Below are 18,456 nucleotides of genomic sequence, written 5' to 3' on the forward strand. Positions count from 1 at the left end.
TTCAGGCAGATTCCGGTAATTTTTCAGTAGCATCGGTGCTATCGAGGTTTTCACCTTCATACCGGGTATTTTCTGTAAAGGCGTCATAACCCTGTTCGCGAAGATAGCGGGCAAAGATATCGGTATATCCATGGGTAGTGATTACCTGTTCACAACCGGTGGTTTTAATAGCAGAGAGGAGCCCTTCCCAATCGGCATGATCTGATAATACAAACCCCTTGTCAATAGCCCTTCGTCTTCTCGCCCCCCTAAAAGCCATCCAGCCGCTTGCGCTAGCGGTCACATAAGGGGTGAATTTTTTGAGCCATACGGTACCATGGGCAGATGGAGGAGCCAGTATGAGATTTCCGGCTACTGCATTTTTATGGGTGTCACGGGTAATTTGTTCGGTAACCGGAAGGTCGAGTTGGCAGCGTAAAACATGGGTCATGTTTTCAACGGCTCCGTGGGTGTATATTTTTCCTATGGAGGTGTCGAGATATTTGAGAAGGCGTTGTGCTTTGCCTAAGGTATAAGCAAAAAGTACTGATGTTTTTCCTTCGGCTTTGTTAGTGGCCCACCACTGATTAATATCAGTAAACACTTCTTCCTGTGGGCGCCATTTAAAAGCAGGGAGCCCAAAGGTACACTCGGTAATAAATGTATGGCACTTTACCGGCTCAAAGGGAGCAGAGATACCATCGTTCATCACTTTGTAGTCACCTGTAAATACAACTATCTGGCCTTTGTGTTCTACCCGTATCTGGGAAGATCCCGGAATATGCCCGGCCGGATGAAAACTAAATTTTACATTTTTTATAACAAAGGTTTCACCATATTTCCTGCCGCTGGCATTAACGGGTCCCAGACGGTGTTTCATAATGGGCAGATTGTCATGATGCGAAATATAATTTGTATGCCCGTAGCGCGCATGATCTGCATGCCCGTGTGTAATTAAGGCATGTTGTACTTTTTTCCACGGGTCCAAATATACTCCGGCAGCAGCACAAAAGATGCCTTTATCGGTAAACGTAAGCAATGGTTTTTTCATAGATGTTGAAAGTTATAAAAAATATACGGGAATAGATTTTAAAACCCTGTATTAATAATTATCTTTGCCATTGCAAAAAATAAATAAACATTATGTCAATTTCAGATCTGTATTCAAGTGGTTTCAGAGAACGTAACCGAGATCATTTCGCTGCAATTATAAGAGTGGCTCTCTCTGATGGGGTCATTACTGATACTGAAAAAGCATTTTTAGATCGTCTTGCGAAGAACCTGGATATTTCAGATGAAGATTATGAATTAATTCTGGAGAATCCGTCTGCTTATCCAATTAATCCTCCGGTTTTGTATGATCATCGACTGGAACGTCTTTATGATATTGGCAGAATGGTGTATGTTGATCATCTTGCTAATGAAGATGAGATGAGGCTTATGATGCGAATGGGTATTGCTTTAGGATTTACCCCTGGAAATGTGGAGTTTATTGTAAAAAAAGCTATGTATCTGCTTAATTTGGGAGTAGATCTGGATGATTTTAAAGATGAGATAAAAAATATGAACAGATAATCAAAAAAAACCCGGAAAGCTCCGGGTTTTATTTTTTTGGTAACTCACCATCGGGGTCCTCTTGCCCAAACTCCTGCAAACATGGTTTGTGCCTTTAACAAATCTACTCCAGATGCCAGCATGGCTTCATGAAATACCCAGTGTACATCTGTCCAGGGTCTATTTCTTCGGTCGCAGGCATAATCGTGAATCACCGATGCTTTACGATATTTACCTGAGAAAGGCCCGCCAATAATACCCCAGAGTTCCTGAGGTATGGAAGCACCATCTACTATCCAGCCTGCGGGAGTTACCCATTGTATCCCGTGAGGGTCTGTAAAAGAAAAATCTCTTAAGATCTGCATACGCCTTCCATCCGGCAGCCATTGTGCTTCTACTTCGCCCGAAAAGGTACCGAAGGAAACCGGACTGGAAAATGTAGAATCAGGTACATCAAATTCTCCCCACATGTTTAAACCGTTGTGTATACATCGTGACGGTTTGTGAAAATAATGACCCCTAACAGTTGCAGGCATATGGGCACAGGTATCTTCCCAACTTACTCCTGATGGGATATCCCATAAAATGGAAGAATATTGTCGATATCCCGGTTTTGACTGTCCGTCTTTTTGAAAATCACCCCATTTTGGCATATGATATTGTTTTGTTTTGAATTTTACTTCTTACTTTTATTTAAGCTTTAGTAAGACCGTAGTTGTTTTACCAAATTTGATTTTTTTAACTGATATATTTTTTCTGACAGTCCATCTTCATGATTCTTTTTAATGGTATTTTGAGTATCATCCAATTTTTGCTTAAAAATTTCAGGGGTTACGGAATACGAGATTTTTTGAACGCTAAAAGTGTTGAAATAATCTTCGGCCCATACTACCAGCCCGGGCAGGCCAAGATAATTTGAAGGGCCGGTATTTACCGGAATCTCCTGAGTAAACCATGCTGTTAATAATAATTTTTCATTTTTAGAAACTGCTTTTGTGCAGGTAAAACCTAAAATTTCCTTTTGTTCGTTGGTAATTTCCCATTCTATATCGCCTATGTTTCCATTAATAAAAAAAGTTTGGTCAAACACCGATTCATTCCTCTGGTAAAAACCATCACTTTTTTTTAAACAATATGCTATTTTGTTCTCGGGGTCGGTCCAGTAATCTTCTTTTCCTTTTACTTTAGTGATTTTAAGTGTATCAAAAACAAATATTGACTGATTAGTGGCAGGATTTATATGTAATGTGTAAAAATGTTCATATCCGGCCCGTAATGCATAATCCAACTCTATTTTCTCCTGAGAATCGGTGTCAGAATGATTAAAGTAATACTGACTAAAAGGAATGGATTTATAGGTTACGGTTATTATTTTCTCTTTGGTAGATTGAGAAAAAGCATAATTAAAAATTAAATTGAGAACTGCTAATAGAAGTATTTTTTTCATAATTAGTTTTTTAGAATTTAAATTGTAGACCTGCTATTAAAAAGCCCAGTATATTTGGGTTTAGGGTTTGCTGACTAATACCCTCGTTGGTACTGATATTGAGACTGGATATATTGTCTGGCACTATATTAAACAAGGTTAAAAGAGACGACGAACGTAATGTAATGTACAGATCATCCTTTATTTGAAACCTGGTATCAAAATCAACATCTTTTCTTGAGAACCGGGTACCATCAGAATTAAAGAAATTTAAAATAAACCGTACATCATAATACACTTTTCCTTTCTCACCTATTATTTCAAAATAGGATATAAAATCCTTTTGTTCGTTCAACAGATCATCATCCAGATAAAAGATATTTTTATTGTAGGTAAGCGAAATATTCATTTCGTTAAAAAACCAGTTTTGAGGCTCAAAAGAAGATGTAAAGCGATATTGCAGATTACTTGTTTCAAGTGGTACCTGTTGGTTGTTTAAAAGTGTTTCACTATCGTAAAAGGTATAGTTTATAAGAGATCGTAACGATATTTTATGGAGGTTCTCTGAAAAGTAAAACCCCTTACTTCCATATATGGAAGAATTGTAGATCACCTGTGTGGGAATTAGAAAGCTTTGAAATAAAAGGGTGTTGTTCTGCACAGACTCAAAAACACGCTGTATTGTGTTTTTTTGTTGGGTTATGCTAATGTTTGTTGACAGATAAGAAGATTTTGCAATGCTTTTACTTCTGTATTGTGCATTAAAACCCGTACTTTTTTTTAAGGTGAAGTTTAGAAGGCTGTCTGACAGAAATACATTATTGAAGGAATTTACGATCGTATCTAGCGTCATAGCAATATTCTGGCTGTCATAACGATTGGCAAAAGATAAATTGATGTTTTTGTTTCTACCTATTTTAGTGTCTAGAGAAATATTGGCAGGAAGGTATCTGAAGGACTTCTTACTTCTTAGATCAATCTCTCTATAGGTGGGAGCCAAACTGATAAAATAATTAAGCCTATCATTATCACCACGTATTATAAGAGTTCCGTTTACCCAGCTGTCATTCCTCACTTTTCTTTCTGTAGATATAGTGTTTAAAGATGTTTCATTAAGAACGTGATCGCGTGCTTTATAGTAATTAAGTCCCACAATTAGATTTAAAAGGTTTTTAATTTTGTAATCGTAAAAATTCCTCAGAATTATCTGTTGATTTTTAATGTCTATTTGTTGACTTAGACTATCTGTTTCCAGAGAGCTTTCAAAATCAGATTCTAATTTGCTGGATGAGGTTTCATGAAGGGATTGCAGCTCACTTGTGAAAATACTTTTACTGTTAATCAGGTACTTATATAGTGTTTTATTTGAAAAACCAATAGTGTTTGTTTTTACCATATCTTCGAAGGCAGATATGTTTTCATTAGGGGAAAAAACAAGCTGTTCTGTGGTGTTTACTATATTTTTATTCCCTATAACTGTATTAAAACGATTTGTAATTACAGAGTTCTGGTTAATAACCAGATCCAGGGTAACATCGGTACTTACTAAATTGGCCTGGTTGTTATTTTGGTTTGTTTCTTCGTTAAGTAATTGTTCTTCACTGTCTCTGCGTATGCGTGAGATCTCAAATGTGCGTTCTCCATTATTTAGGTACACAACAGCACTTATTTTTGCATTTTGGAAATTACGCCTTAGTGTAATGCTGGTTCCATTAAAGAAATCCCGCGAAACGCCCAAATTTTGATCTGCTTCAAAAGTATTGATTATATTGGTAAATGTATTGGAAAGCTTAATTTCTGTATCATTATTAAATATCTCATCAGAGAAAGCCTCTCTGTTAAGAACGTTATTCGTATTTTGAGAAGCAAAGGCGTTGAGTTCATCAGAAAAATACATGCCTTTAAGTCTCCCCAGATATTTGTTTTTGTACCCGTAATTGGCATTAGCATCAAACTTCATAATACCTTTAAAGGCATCTTTGGTTTCAATATTGATGACCGAAGTCTTTCTATTGGCAAACTCTATATCAAATTGATTTTTATAATTGTTTATAATCTGAAGACCTTTTATCATATCATTGGTAATGTTGTCTAAAGCAATATTATTCTGATTTATGAATACTTCCTTTTTATTAACCAGTATCTTGTTAATTGGTTTTCCGTCAATCATAATAGCTCCATTATCTGAAACTTCCATTCCGTCATTCTTTTTCAAAATGTCTCTGAGAGTTGAGTTTTGTGTAAGATTTAATTTTTCGAGATCAAGATCAACCGTGTCTTTTAACTCTTTGGCAACTACCTCTACTTCTTTAAGCCTGAAGGTTTCTTCTTCGAGTATGACCTGCAGATTTTTTTGATTTTTCTCAACCAGCACTTCTTTCTTTTTAAAACCCATTGAAGAGAACTCTAAGATCACTTGATCCGTTTCATTTATCTCCAAACTAAACTCACCTTTTGTATTGGTTATGGCATATGTAATTATTTTTCGGGATTCCATATTCATAGCCACAACGTTTACATACGGTAAAGCATCGTCGTTTATATCGGTTACTTTCCCCTGTAATATGTTTTGTGCCCCAGACCATTGGTAAAAAATAATCATGAGAAAAAAGAAGGATCTAATTTTTGGTTTTAAATCTAAAATCATCGTAAAAAGCTACCAAATTCCAACTTATCATAACCGCTGCAAATGAAGAAAGCCCCATAAGTAACCCGATTCCCATATGCATTAGAATTACATGTATAATGGTTAATTTCCTGAGTTTTGTATAAATTAAAAAAGGATAAAGCAACTCGAGTAGTACGGTGGCTACAGAGAGCATTGCAAAGAAAATAGGGGGTACATAAGGAAAATCATTCATATTGGCCAATGCCCGCCATATTGCATTACCATCCCACCAATTAGGATCTACAGCTTTGGCAATTCCTGACGTGAAATATACAATACACAAGTGCACCTTAAGAAAAAAAGTAAGCTTAAAAAACGAGTGTTTGTATGCGGGGGTTTCTGTTTTTTTGGTTATGGAAAAATGTTGATCAACCGGAAATAATAAACAGTAAAACAAACTCATTGTCATAAAATGATCATAGCCGTAGTTATGATTGGGCATAGACCGGAACAACAGTATTTGAAATACAATGGCGAAAAAAAATGAAATGTATTTTTTGAACCCTATAAGACATAGAACCAAAAAGAGAAGGTATAGAAAACTCAAAGTGTAAATGGTTGTTGCAAGGGACAGACCGGTTACTTTTATAAAATCATGTATCGGGTAAATAATATGATAATATTCGGTTTCTAATAACCCTAACTCCAGTGGAACTATAGAATGAGGTGATAAAAAAAGACGGAGATCACGAAAAACAGATATAAAGTCTATAATAGCCAGAGAAACTACTATTATTCTGAAAATTGCACATATTTTATAATAATCAATATGTGAATTAAAAAAAGCAATCTTATTTGATTGCAAATTCCAAGCTTTCATAAATCCCTAATTTTTTAGATGTATTGTATGTAGGGGAAGACCATATGTCTTCCGGCATCATAGTGTAAAGGGTAGTTTTGTATGAAGTACTGTGTTGATGTTTTTTAGCCTCAAATAATCCTATGTGTTTAAACATTTTATTTACATACAGTTTTCTCAATTCCAAAAGTCTTTGATTACCATTTTCGGGAAACTCCTTATTGTCACTAATATAAAGTGACATTTTAGAAGCCAGTACATCAAAACGGTCTAGATTGTTTTTATTTTTAAAATCAAAAGATTTGGTTTTATGAATTAGGTTTTTGTTTTCGTCATACACTTCTACTGTAAAAAACTTATAGGTCGCGACGTTAATGCCATAAAACCCGTATCCTGTATTAGTACCTGTAAAAACGGCATAAGTGTGATAAATGGGATTATGGAGTACCCTTTGGTAAAAACTGAAGTTTACAGTCTCATAATCTTTGAATTCTGCATAAGAACTTATAACAGACATAAAAGCAATGCCTGCTATAAAGAAGAAGTGTACGAAAAAGTAAATCTTGTATCTCATAAAAAAAAGCTAATGGGTATGTACCCATTAGCTTTATTAATTCATTAAATTCTAGAATCTTGCAAGAACATCTTCCGTCTGATCAAGCTGTTGTTCTTGTTGAGCTGGCTCTTCAACCCAAACACGTCTGGCTCTGGTAAACTTGTCTGGAAAAGTTTCTACCGATTCAACGAAACTGGTAGCTGCAGTTGTGTTGTAATCTACAAAGTCCGATATTTCAGCATTTGTTTCTGCTTTGTCAATACCTCTAAAAGAGAACAGCGTAAAAGAAACTGCTACGGCGGCAAGAATTAAAACATTTTTTTTCATAATGTTAAAAATTTAGTTAGTATTTAAGATTAATTAGTTCCGTTAGAAAAAACTCTTTAAGATTTATTAGAGGCAAATAAGACTTCAATAAAATTAAATTCAACACTCTGATTTTAAGATAAATATATTCTTTTTCTTTCAAAGTAGCAAGAAAAATAGCATTCAATTTTTATTTTTACAGATAGTAAAGGGAAGAATTTATTTGTTAATACTATAGTAATACTCTATAATTATCTAAAAGAGGAATAAGAAAGAATGCTTCAAAACAGCCAGGAGCAATGGTTAAGGGCTTTTGAGTGGCAGATTTTATAAAACTTGGCACGTGCCTTTTATCTACTGGCAGAGAACACTTAATACAATACTAAAGTTCTTTTTAAGAGATATGTTTATGGCAGAGGTACAGAAATGAAAAGGATTTAGATACTAAGAAGAAGCCCTACTCATAAATTCCTCTGCTTTTTCTACCATTTTACGACTTCCGCAGAAAAAAGGGACACGCTGGTGTAACTCTTCGGGTACAATATCCATAATAGGGCCAAAACCATCACTGGCTTTTCCGTGAGCCTGTTCGGCCAAAAATGCCATTGGGTTGCATTCGTATAAAAGGCGTAGCTTGCCGTTACTGGCTTTACTGCTTTTGGGATAAATATAGATACCGCCCTTTATCATATTGCGATGAAAATCAGATACGAGTGAGCCAATGTATCGGGAGGTATAAGGGCGATCTTCTTCTTCCATCTGGCAGTATTTTATATAGTCTTTTACACCCTGAGGGAAGTGGATGTAATTCCCTTCATTAATAGAATAGATCTTTCCGGTTTCGGGAAACCGCATATTGGGATGCGAAAGATAAAAAGTACCGATGGCGGGGTTTAGAGTAAACCCGTTTACCCCATGCCCTGTGGTATATACCAGCATGGTAGAGGTACCGTAAATAACATAACCGGCAGCCACCTGCCTGCGTCCCGGTTGTAAAAAGTCTTCCAGGGTAACAGGAGTACCCACCGGGGTTACCCTTCGGTACACCGAAAAAATGGTACCTACTGAAACATTTACATCTATGTTGGAAGAGCCGTCCAGAGGATCTATCAGCACTACATATTTGTTCTGGTGATTACGGTCATTACTGTTAATGCTTATGAAATGATCTTCTTCTTCTGAAGCAATACCACAAACAATCTCACGGTTGGAAAGGGTTTGAATAAACTTCTCATTGGCCAATACATCCAGTTTTTGCTGGTCTTCTCCCTGAACATTGGTATCACCGGCAGCCCCAAGTATATCTACAAGCCCCGCTTTGTTTACCTCGTGGTTTACTACTTTGGCAGCAAGTCTAATAGCGTTTATTAGTTTGGAAAGTTCTCCCGAGGAATATTTAAATTCAGATTGATTTTCAATAATGAATTCACCCAGGGTTTGATTTTTTCTCGACATGGCAGATAAGGTTGTGAATCTGCTCACAAATATCGATAAAAATGTGAAACTATACGATTTTGTGCTTGAGAATGTTTTTTACATTTATAACTTTGTGTTTTATTTGAAACAAAAATTGTGTCATGAGAATACGAACAGCGCAAAAAGATGATATGGGTGCAGTATTAGACCTGATAAAGGAACTGGCCCATTTTGAAAAGGAGCCTGATGCGGTTGAAGTAACCGAGAGTCAGTTACAAAAAGATGGCTTTGGGAGCTCTCCGCTTTTTCATTGTTTTGTGGCAGAGAACGATGATGATGAGATCTTAGGAATGGCATTGGTTTACCCGCGATATTCTACCTGGAAAGGGCCAACCCTGCATTTGGAAGATCTGGTAGTAAAAGAGTCTGCGAGGGGAGCAGGTGTGGGCAGTGCACTTTTTGAAGCGGTAATACGGTATGGCCATACTATGGGAGTAAAGCGAATAGAATGGGCTGTGCTAGACTGGAACACCCCGGCCATACGTTTTTATGAAAAGAATGGCGCAAAGGTTTTACGTGACTGGGACGTAGTACAAATGGATACACAAGGAATACAAAATTATCTGTCGCAACCGGAAAAATGAGAATATTTAAATTTGGAGGAGCATCGGTTAAAGATGCCCAAGGTGTAAAAAACCTGGTAAAGGTATTGCAAACCGTAGGATATGAAAATACATTGCTCGTGGTTTCGGCTATGGGTAAAACTACCAATGCTCTGGAGCAGGTCGTTAAGAGTTATTTTGAAAATGCAGACCTGTTGGAAAATAGCCTGCAAACGGTGAAAGAGAACCATTATCAAATGCTGGTTGATCTTTTTGATCCGGATAATAACCGTGGAGAGCAACATCCGGTTTTCTGGAAGATAGATGGCCTTTTTGCCGAGCTTTCTTCTTTTCTCGCCCGTAATAAATCTCCCAATTACAGTTTTGTATATGACCAGGTAGTAGGTTTTGGTGAGTTATTATCCACAACTATTATTCACCATTATCTTTTAGATACGGGAATTAAGAACACCTGGCTGGATGTGCGGAACCTTATTAAAACCGACATGAATTACAGGGACGGTAATGTAAACTGGGAAGAAACTCAGCTCAATATAAGTGAAGGTATCAATACATCTTTACTAAACATTACTCAGGGCTTTTTAGGTAGTGATCCAAACAATTTTACCGTTACATTGGGGAGGGAGGGATCTGATTACACCGCGGCTATTTTTGCATACTGTCTTGAAGCAGAAAGTGTGACTATATGGAAAGATGTACCCGGAGTGTTGAATGCAGACCCCAGGTATTTTGATCAAACACAACTGTTACATCAAATTTCGTATAGTGAAGCGATAGAACTGGCTTTTTACGGCGCCTCGGTAATTCACCCCAAAACCTTACAGCCCTTACAGAGAAAGGAGATACCACTTTTTGTAAAGTCTTTTGTAAAGCCGGAAGATAGCGGTACAGCGGTGAGTAAAGGCATACATCTGGATCCCCCTATTTCGTGTTTTATCGTGAAAAAAGCGCAGGTATTGTTATCTCTGTCTTCGCTAGACTTTTCCTTTATTATGGAGGAGCATATAAGCGAGATATTTTCTCTTCTGCACCGTTACAAAATGAAGGTAGATCTTATTCAGAATTCTGCCATTAGCTTTTCGGTATGTGTGGATAATAAATATGACAATTTGGGTAAGCTCGTTTCAGTTCTTAAAGAAAGGTTTCAGGTACAGTACTACGAAAATGTCTCTCTTTATACTATAAGGCATGCCACCCAGGACGCTATAGGTTTTGTACAGAACGGAAAAGACATACTGCTAAAACAAAGACTTCAAGATACAGTACAATTGGTGGTGAGATAGTAATTTTTTATCGGTAAGGCCTGTAGGCATCTAATTTAATGAATTCATTACGTTAGCAATAAATCGATGCTGCAAATTTGCTTACATTTGTAATTCGCCTAACGTAAAGTAAATGGGACTTGTTACAGCCAAAGAAGTTGCACGAGTAATTAAAGTGGAAAAATATGGTATTTTAGGAACTTTCCTGGGGTGGTTGCTCATGAAAGTGCTTAAGATATCAACCCTCAACAAGATATATAATCGCAGTAAACACCTTACCGATACCGAATTTTTAAATGCTATTCTGGAGGCATTTGAAATACGTTTTGAAATTCCGGAAGAAGACCTGAAAAGGCTACCCAAAGACGGAGCGTATATTACGATCTCCAATCACCCTCTGGGAGGCATAGATGGAATATTGTTGTTGAAACTCATGGTAGAGCGTCGCCCCGATTATAAGATCATTGCGAATTTTCTGCTGCATCGTATTGAACCCTTAGTGCCTTATATTATGCCGGTGAACCCTTTTGAAGATCATAAGGATGCCAAAAGCAGTATTGCCGGTTTTAAACAATCATTTAAACATTTACAGGAAGGGCACCCTTTGGGTATATTTCCGGCAGGAGAAGTATCAACTTATAAGGACGGAAGGCTTATTGTTGACAGACCCTGGGAAGAAGCTGCTATGAAACTCATAAAAAAGGCCGGGGTGCCTATTGTTCCTATTTATTTTCACGGTAAGAACAGCCGACTGTTTTACCGGTTATCAAAAATAAGTGACACCCTGCGTACTGCGAAACTCCCATCAGAGTTGCTTACCCAGAAAAACCGTCTTATCAAAGTGCGTATTGGGAACCCTATTACCGTAGAGTCCCAAAAAGAAATGGAAACCCTGGAAGAGTTTACAGAGTTCCTTCGTAAAAAAACATATATGCTGGCAAATGCATATGAAAAAGAAAGCCTCCTGAAAAAGGTACCTACTACTCTTAAAATACCTAAACCTCCCCAAAAAATAGTTACTCCTGTAGCAGCAGATCTTATGGAGAAGGAAGTAGAGACCTTACGTGAGAATGATTCCAAACTTTTGCAAAGTAAGAACTACGAGGTATTCCTGGCCACTGCTTCCCAAATGCCCAATCTGCTGCAGGAAATAGGCAGGCTCAGAGAAATAACTTTTCGGGAAATAGGCGAGGGTACCAACCAGTCTATAGATCTTGATAATTTTGATCTTTATTATCATCATATGTTTCTTTGGGACAATGAAACCAAAATGATAGTAGGGGCTTATCGTATGGGATTGGGAGCCAGAATATTTGAGCAATATGGAATAGATGGTTTTTACTTGCAGGATCTTTTCCGGTTTGAACCGGAGTTGTATAAAATGATGAGTGAATCCATTGAAATGGGAAGGGCCTTTGTGATCAAAGAGTACCAGCAAAAACCAATGCCTCTTTTCCTCTTATGGAAAGGTATTGTGCATACAACCCTTAGATATCCCGAACACAAATATTTAATAGGAGGGGTGAGTATCAGTAATCAGTTCTCAAATTTTTCGAAATCACTGATGATCGAATTTATGAAATCTAATTATTATGATCCGTATGTAGCGCAGTATATAAAACCCAAGAAAGAATTTAAGGTAAAACTCAAAGATGCAGACAAAGACTTTATTTTTGACGAAACTATGGCCGACCTTAATAAATTTGACAAGCTGATCAATGAAGTAGAACCCGGAAGCCTTCGTTTGCCTGTACTTATCAAAAAATATATAAAACAAAATGCCAAAGTAGTGGCTTTTAATGTAGATCCCTTATTTAACAACTCCGTTGACGGCCTCATGTATATTCGTATTGCCGATCTTCCTGAGAGCACTGTGAAACCGGTAATGGAAGAATTTCAGGCAGAACTGGAGCGAAAGTTTAATGACGGAAACTGATTGTTTACAGCTATGAAAAAGCCACTGTTCTTTCTAATACTCATATTCTCATTCATAACCCATGCACAGGAAATAGTTTCGGGATATGTGTATGACAAGATCTCACAAGAACCTTTAATGGGGGCTACTGTGTATTTTGATGGCTCTACCTTTGGGAGTACTACCAATGAAGAAGGTTTTTTTATCGTGCGTTTACAAGACCAGATAATGGCACCGCTGGTAATAAGTTATGTAGGCTATGAAACCTATCTTGTTCCCAATGCTTTTGATACAGATCTTTCGGCTATCTATTTAACTCCCAAAGCAGTACCTCTTGATGAAGTAGTGGTGGGTGCTGATCCTTTTTCAAGAAGACAAAAACTGGCAGCTTTTCGAAGGGAGTTTCTGGGTGAAACCCAGGCAGCCCGATCCTGCCGTATTTTGAATGAAGATGCTGTAAGACTCCGGTATGATACCAGTAGCAATACCTTACGTGCTTTTGCCGATGAGCCTATTATTATTGAAAACCGATATTTGGGCTATCAACTAAATTTTAGCCTGTATGATTTTGAAGTGAATTTCAGGTTAGTGAGCCTGGCTCCCTTTGATGTTCACAATATGTTTTTTTCAGGGACTACATTTTATAAGGATCTGGCTAAGGATAAAGAAAAAATCCTCAAAAGGCGTAAGGAAGTTTATCTTGGGTCAGCTTTGCACTTAATGAGAACGATAGCGGCAGGTAACTGGACCGATACAGATTTCAGGTTCTTTATACAAAGAGGTACACATCAGATGTCAGTTAATCCCGAAGAGTTTTTTGTCGTTGAGGAGGAGCAGGGCTTTAAAAAAGTTACGCTTTCTGAAAATCTTACTTTTGTGCATAAAGGTAAAAAACAATCTACCCTTATGAGTAAAAACAAAGAATGGTATATTGGTGCCTATGGTAATTACGCACCTATAGAAAACGTTAGATTTAGCGGATGGGTAGGCCGCCAACGTGCTGCCGATCTCTTACCGGTCGATTTTGATCTGAAGCTCAAAAAAATGGAAAATTGATAATAAATTACGGTATTTACTTCAAATTTTTCAGTTTATCACGCATATTCGTTCGTCTTTCTGTAAATCGATGCTTAAATTTGTAGAAATCAAAAAAGCATGCATATGAAAAAGCACATATTACTTACTCTGTGTATTTTGGGTACCCTTTGGTGTTATGCTCAGGAAATGGTAGAAGGCTATGTTTTTGACAGCTCTTCACAAAAACCTTTAATGGGAGCTACCGTATATTTTGACGGTTCTACTATTGGGGCTATGAGTGACGAAAACGGTTATTTTAGCATAGAAACTGAGCAAAAACTGAGCGCTCCTCTGGTTATAAGTTTTATGGGTTATCAATCATTCGCGATTTCAGACCCTTATGGGTCTGATCTTTCTAAAATATATCTGACACCTGTATCCATACAATTAAGAGAAGTAGTGGTAACTGTTAAAGACGACCCTTTTACCCGGGAGCAAAAATTACGGGTTTTTAGAATAGAGTTTTTAGGAAAAACGAAAATGGGCAGATCCTGCCGTATTTTAAATGAAGATGCTATTAACATTTATTTTGATGTGACAGATAATACCTTAAAAGCGTACTCATATGACCCTATTATCATACAGAATGACTATCTCAAATATAAATTAACCTTTAATCTCGACAATTTTGAGATACCTTTTAAGACCAAAAGCCTGGACCCTATAGATATGGGAGATGTGTACTATATAGGTACATGTTTCTATGAAGATACTTCAGAGGGGTCACAACAAGCTATAAATAACAGGGAAAATGCCTATTTGGGTTCTACTTTGCATTTTATGAGAGCTACGGCCAATCAGGTATGGAAAGAAGAAGGCTTTCGTTTTTTCTTGGAAAAAGGCTGGAAAAAACGTATTAAACCGGAAAAGTATATTACGGTTACAGATGAAGGTGATAGAAAAAGAGTAGAAATAACCGAAAAAATTACATTTAGCCTTAAAAAGAAAAAGTATTCTAAGATTTTGGCAGACGATAGTATCTTTTATATAGATCAATACGGGAACCACAGTCCTATTAAAAAAGTGAGACTATATGGATGGGCCAGAAATCAACGTATTGGCGGACAATTACCTTCGGACTTTGAATATAACCCGGATAGGGATCTCTAAATAATAACTTTCCTGATTTTATTGCTTTATTTTATTGGGTGCTTCTAAAAAAAGAATTTGCCATTTGATGCGTTTCGTACCAGTTATCTATATTGATGGTGTAGTGTATTTTTTTGCCATAGGAAACCCCTTTTATAAAACCGGCTCTTTTCAATTCACTTAAATGTTGTGATATAGTGGCTTGTGCAAGTTCCATTTCATTAACAATATTGTGGCAGGTACACCCCGGGTTTTTACTAATAAACTCCATGATGGCAATTCTTGCCGGATGTCCCAGAGCCTTAAACAAACGTGCAGTTCTGTTTTGTTGTATGGTATGTGCAAAAAACTTGGAAACTCCCATTTATAAATAAGATATTATTGCAATGTTACGATTATAAAAACAAGTAAGTTTTTCTTGATAAAAAAAAGAGAGCTTAAAACCAGGGCTTTCTACCAACCTGATAGGTGTTGTAAAAATCATCATCAGACTTAGTGAGGTAAATAATACCTTCTACCAGTCCTATTATCCAGGTTACCGAAGCAGCAAATCCACACGTAATGGCACCAATAATAATAGTAACTACCAAGAGAATGATCCCTTCTTTGTTATATCCTAGTATAAACTTGTGTACGCCAAACCCTCCTAATAAAATAGCAAGAACCCCGGCTAGTATTTTCTTATTATTCACACTTTGGAAAGTTTCTTTTGCATTGTCGGCAAACTCTTTGGCGGTATCTTTAATCTCGTCTCCAAGATCCTTGTTTTCTTCTGACATAACGGCTTTAACTTTAAGATGGTGATGATAATGGTTTTAAAGGTAGAAAAAAAATGTAAATCTTAAAAGACTCATTTGTACAAATCGATCAATCGCAACGTGACAGGGTTTAGTAGCCTGTATATAATTCCATATTAGAGCAACTCTTCATCTTTTGGTTCCCAAAGCTCTATTTTATTTCCCTCAGGATCAAGTATCCAGGCAAATTTCCCATAGCTGTACTCTTCCGTTTTTCCCACAACAGAGACCCCTTCTTTCTTCAGTACTTGAAGAAGTTGTTCCAGCTTCTCTACCCTGAAGTTCATCATAAACGGTTTTTCACTGGGGTCAAAATAGGTGGTATTGGCTTCAAAAGGGCTCCATTGTGTAAGAGCTTTTTCGTGCGGAGGCTCTTCTTTGCGCCATATAAAACTACATCCGTGTGCATCAACAGGCAACCCCAGATGATCTTTGTACCACTCTTTTAAGGCTTTGGGATCTTGAGATTTAAAAAAGAACCCGCCTATTCCGGTAACACGTTTTTCCATAATTCGTTTTTTAAATATTAGCTGTTTGAGACTAAATTATTTACGTTGTAAGATAAGCGCAGAAAGTAAAGAAACCACAAAACCGATCACAAATACGGTAGCAAACATGATAAAACCGGCAAAGAAAGGGCTGCTGTAAGCAGCCATTTGTTGCTCCATGATCGTTTTTTGTGCCTGAAACTCTTCAGGACCCATGGTATTTTGCATACTCTCAAGGGTATAGGCCAGATAATCTTCTGCAAAATCGGGATTGATGTATTTAATATAGATGGCATCAATAATACCAAAAGCGAGTGACGCGAACAAAGAGATAAGGATACCTATTAGCAATGCTTTTCCAAAACGCACAGAACCATTATTTTCTTTATCCCTATAGTGTTTTATACCAAAAAACACGAAAATAAGAGATGCAAAAATGGTAATGTATCCCAAAAGTTCCTGGGTGGCAAAATCCAATTGTAACCCTAAAACAAGTGCAAGTGTAAATAATAAGGCGGCGGTAAGTGCAGCATAGCTGCCAAATTTTCTGATCGTTGTATTCATTTCGTTTGTATTTATAGGTTGGTAAAACTACTTTGAAAGCGGGGTATCGCACTCATACTAAAGTACCAAAATACCAAAAAAGGTACAAAAAAGATTAAAATGGAAGCAGGTGCAGGTCTTTTGCTTTTTGGATAGCCTGGGTACGCCGTTTCACATCAAGCTTGAGAAATACGTTGGAAACGTGGGTTTTAATAGTGCTTTCGGTTACGAAAAGTTTATGGGCAATCTCAAGATTGGAGTGCCCTCTGGCTATTTCGATCAACACTTCATGTTCTCTGCGACTTAAACCCAGCTTTTGGATCATTTCCTGATTTACTTCAACAGAAGGCTCCCGGGGCGGGGACGTCTTTTTTTTACGAAAGTAAATACCCATTATAAAAAAGGCGATAGCAATACCTGCAATTACCATATCCAGTTTTACATGCCCTGCCATAAAGGAATATTTGCTAAGCTGAAACAGAACCAGTAATGCAAATACCAGTGCCCCAAAAATGAATATTGTTTTTTTCACTTTTTAAAATTAATAAAAAACCGAAAAAGAATAGCTGCCGGAGGGTGGCGGGGGCATTTGTAAAATGTGTGTTTTTGATAATATTTATGAAAAAAAATGCTGTTTAACTTTTTCCACAATTACTTCGGCGAGTTTTAGTTTGCTTTCATGTGTCCATCCTGCAACATGAGGGGACAAAAGTACGTTAGGCGCTTCCAGCAGATATTTAAATGCATCGGGAATGGTACTGGTATCTGTAAAAAGTTTTTCAAACGATGATTTTTCGTACTCAAGGACATCGAGTCCGCAGCCAAGCACTTTTCCAGATCTAAGAGCTTCCACAAGATCTGCTGTGATCACACTTTTTCCTCTGGCGGTATTAATGAACCAAAAAGGCTTTTGGAAAGCATTGATGAAACTCTGATTGATCATGCCCAGGGTTTCAGGTGTTTGCGGAGTGTGTAAACTCACCACATCGGCAGTTTTTTGAAATTCAAGGATACCTACCTGGCGTGCGTATTTATCACCCACACCGCCTACAATATCATAACAAATTACTTTGGCATCAAAACCGGTAAGTTTTCTGGCAAAGGCTTTACCCATATTACCATACCCAATAATGCCAATAGTTTTTCCTTCAATTTCGTGGCCTCTGTTCTCTTCACGTAACCAATAGCCTTTTCGTATTTCTCTGTCGGCTGTATGCAATCGATTAAAGAGTGATAACAGCATGCCCAACGCATGCTCACCAACCGCATTACGGTTTCCTTCTGGGGCAGCTATAAGAATGATGTCTTTTTTCTCAGCATATTCGGTATCAATGTTCTCGAGGCCGGCACCTACCCGGGCAATGAATTTTAGGTTTTTAGCTTTATCCAGAAAAGCATTGTCTATTTGAAACCTGCTTCTTATTACCAGCCCGTTGTACTCATGAATATGTTTTTCAATCTCTTCTTTGGTAGCGGTATAGGCCTCCTCATTATGGATACCCAGCTCTGCAAGGCTATTGTAAAGAAAAGAGTGGTTAGTATCTACGTGCAGTACTTTCATTATATTTTAGGATAGTGTGTTTGTGTTTTTTTGTGCTGTACTTTACCGGTATGGGAAGTGGAGAGTTTTTCAAAAAGGAGCACATGTACCTCTTCATTATTTTTAGTCATAGGGTTGTGTTCTACGCCTTTGGGCACTACGATGATCTCACCTTCTTTTACCTCCTCGATACGGTCCCGAAACTGCATATAAAGAGTTCCTTTGAGCACCTGGAACAACTCGTCTTCTTCTTCATGTGCGTGCCATACGAGTTCGCCCTTTAACTTGGCCAGGAGTACCTGCATATCATCTACTACGGCAATTTGATGCGGGTGCCAGTGCCCGTTAATAAGCTGGTATTTTTCTTTAAGGTTGATAACATTCATATTTTATTTTTTTTTGGTTTTCGGGTATATAG

General features: G+C 37.5%; 21 protein-coding genes. 6 read left to right on the plus strand and 15 right to left on the minus strand.

The features are described 5' to 3' along the window. Position 1: 1 nt before the first annotated feature. Positions 2-1,030, minus strand: coding sequence for a ligase-associated DNA damage response exonuclease (locus WAO84_RS13545; RefSeq protein WP_340066457.1), 1,029 nt, complete (start codon positions 1,028-1,030; stop codon positions 2-4). Between the two features lie 92 nt (positions 1,031-1,122). Here WAO84_RS13545 and WAO84_RS13550 point away from each other — a divergent pair, with 92 nt between their 5' ends. Beyond that, positions 1,123-1,554, plus strand: a complete 432-nt coding sequence (locus WAO84_RS13550; RefSeq protein WP_340066459.1) for a TerB family tellurite resistance protein — start codon at positions 1,123-1,125, stop codon at positions 1,552-1,554. A 44-nt stretch (positions 1,555-1,598) separates the two neighbouring features. On the opposite strand, the gene WAO84_RS13555 is transcribed toward WAO84_RS13550, so the two are convergent. The 7 genes from WAO84_RS13555 to fbp all read right to left on the minus strand — a co-directional run bounded on the left by WAO84_RS13555 (position 1,599) and on the right by fbp (position 8,743). Beyond that, entirely contained in the window at positions 1,599-2,186 is a 588-nt protein-coding gene (locus WAO84_RS13555; protein WP_340066461.1) for a DUF1353 domain-containing protein, read from the minus strand. Between the two features lie 47 nt (positions 2,187-2,233). Then, on the minus strand, positions 2,234-2,980 hold the full coding sequence (locus WAO84_RS13560) for a GLPGLI family protein (RefSeq protein ID WP_340066462.1): 747 nt from the start codon (positions 2,978-2,980) through the stop codon (positions 2,234-2,236). Positions 2,981-2,990: 10 nt separating this feature from the next. Beyond that, the gene (locus WAO84_RS13565; RefSeq protein WP_340066464.1) at positions 2,991-5,561 is read right to left on the minus strand and encodes a carboxypeptidase-like regulatory domain-containing protein; all 2,571 of its coding nucleotides are present in this window, start codon (positions 5,559-5,561) and stop codon (positions 2,991-2,993) included. A 16-nt stretch (positions 5,562-5,577) separates the two neighbouring features. Continuing rightward, positions 5,578-6,447 carry a hypothetical protein gene (locus tag WAO84_RS13570; RefSeq protein ID WP_340066465.1) on the minus strand — a complete coding sequence of 290 codons (870 nt, stop codon included), beginning with the start codon at positions 6,445-6,447 and terminating at the stop codon, positions 5,578-5,580. Next, positions 6,419-7,000, minus strand: coding sequence for a hypothetical protein (locus WAO84_RS13575; protein WP_340066466.1), 582 nt, complete (start codon positions 6,998-7,000; stop codon positions 6,419-6,421). Before WAO84_RS13575 ends, WAO84_RS13570 begins: the two co-directional genes overlap by 29 nt. Before the next feature lie 51 nt (positions 7,001-7,051). Beyond that, positions 7,052-7,309 (minus strand): hypothetical protein, encoded by a 258-nt coding sequence (locus tag WAO84_RS13580; RefSeq protein WP_340066467.1) that lies wholly within the window; start codon positions 7,307-7,309, stop codon positions 7,052-7,054. 423 nt (positions 7,310-7,732) lie between these two features. Beyond that, complete coding sequence (gene fbp / locus WAO84_RS13585) at positions 7,733-8,743, minus strand: class 1 fructose-bisphosphatase (protein WP_340066468.1); 1,011 nt, start codon at positions 8,741-8,743, stop codon at positions 7,733-7,735. A 122-nt stretch (positions 8,744-8,865) separates the two neighbouring features. Between fbp and WAO84_RS13590 the strand changes: the two genes are divergently transcribed. The 5 genes from WAO84_RS13590 (at position 8,866) to WAO84_RS13610 (ending at position 14,691) form a co-directional block, all read left to right on the plus strand. Next, positions 8,866-9,348 carry a GNAT family N-acetyltransferase gene (locus WAO84_RS13590; protein ID WP_340066469.1) on the plus strand — a complete coding sequence of 161 codons (483 nt, stop codon included), beginning with the start codon at positions 8,866-8,868 and terminating at the stop codon, positions 9,346-9,348. After that, positions 9,345-10,610, plus strand: coding sequence for an aspartate kinase (locus WAO84_RS13595; protein ID WP_340066470.1), 1,266 nt, complete (start codon positions 9,345-9,347; stop codon positions 10,608-10,610). The genes WAO84_RS13590 and WAO84_RS13595 overlap by 4 nt, the downstream gene beginning before the upstream one ends. A 112-nt stretch (positions 10,611-10,722) precedes the next feature. After that, on the plus strand, positions 10,723-12,525 hold the full coding sequence (locus WAO84_RS13600) for a GNAT family N-acyltransferase (RefSeq protein ID WP_340066471.1): 1,803 nt from the start codon (positions 10,723-10,725) through the stop codon (positions 12,523-12,525). Between the two features lie 12 nt (positions 12,526-12,537). After that, complete coding sequence (locus tag WAO84_RS13605; RefSeq protein ID WP_340066472.1) at positions 12,538-13,560, plus strand: carboxypeptidase-like regulatory domain-containing protein; 1,023 nt, start codon at positions 12,538-12,540, stop codon at positions 13,558-13,560. Between the two features lie 105 nt (positions 13,561-13,665). Then, positions 13,666-14,691, plus strand: coding sequence for a carboxypeptidase-like regulatory domain-containing protein (locus WAO84_RS13610; RefSeq protein ID WP_340066473.1), 1,026 nt, complete (start codon positions 13,666-13,668; stop codon positions 14,689-14,691). A 31-nt stretch (positions 14,692-14,722) separates the two neighbouring features. On the opposite strand, the gene WAO84_RS13615 is transcribed toward WAO84_RS13610, so the two are convergent. The 7 genes from WAO84_RS13615 to WAO84_RS13645 form a co-directional block, all read right to left on the minus strand. Next, on the minus strand, positions 14,723-15,034 hold the full coding sequence (locus WAO84_RS13615) for an ArsR/SmtB family transcription factor (protein WP_340066474.1): 312 nt from the start codon (positions 15,032-15,034) through the stop codon (positions 14,723-14,725). A gap of 73 nt (positions 15,035-15,107) precedes the next feature. Next, positions 15,108-15,449, minus strand: a complete 342-nt coding sequence (locus tag WAO84_RS13620; RefSeq protein ID WP_340066476.1) for a TM2 domain-containing protein — start codon at positions 15,447-15,449, stop codon at positions 15,108-15,110. 134 nt (positions 15,450-15,583) lie between these two features. After that, on the minus strand, positions 15,584-15,976 hold the full coding sequence (locus WAO84_RS13625; protein WP_340066477.1) for a VOC family protein: 393 nt from the start codon (positions 15,974-15,976) through the stop codon (positions 15,584-15,586). A 36-nt stretch (positions 15,977-16,012) separates the two neighbouring features. Continuing rightward, on the minus strand, positions 16,013-16,519 hold the full coding sequence (locus tag WAO84_RS13630; protein WP_340066478.1) for a DUF4199 domain-containing protein: 507 nt from the start codon (positions 16,517-16,519) through the stop codon (positions 16,013-16,015). Between the two features lie 94 nt (positions 16,520-16,613). After that, on the minus strand, positions 16,614-17,030 hold the full coding sequence (locus tag WAO84_RS13635; protein WP_340066480.1) for a response regulator transcription factor: 417 nt from the start codon (positions 17,028-17,030) through the stop codon (positions 16,614-16,616). Between the two features lie 84 nt (positions 17,031-17,114). Then, positions 17,115-18,059 (minus strand): 2-hydroxyacid dehydrogenase, encoded by a 945-nt coding sequence (locus WAO84_RS13640; RefSeq protein WP_340066481.1) that lies wholly within the window; start codon positions 18,057-18,059, stop codon positions 17,115-17,117. Next, complete coding sequence (locus tag WAO84_RS13645) at positions 18,059-18,424, minus strand: cupin domain-containing protein (RefSeq protein ID WP_340066482.1); 366 nt, start codon at positions 18,422-18,424, stop codon at positions 18,059-18,061. Before WAO84_RS13645 ends, WAO84_RS13640 begins: the two co-directional genes overlap by 1 nt. Positions 18,425-18,456: the final 32 nt, after the last annotated feature.

This window comes from Ascidiimonas aurantiaca (assembly GCF_037646345.1).
In the GTDB taxonomy this organism is placed as follows: domain Bacteria; phylum Bacteroidota; class Bacteroidia; order Flavobacteriales; family Flavobacteriaceae; genus Ascidiimonas; species Ascidiimonas aurantiaca.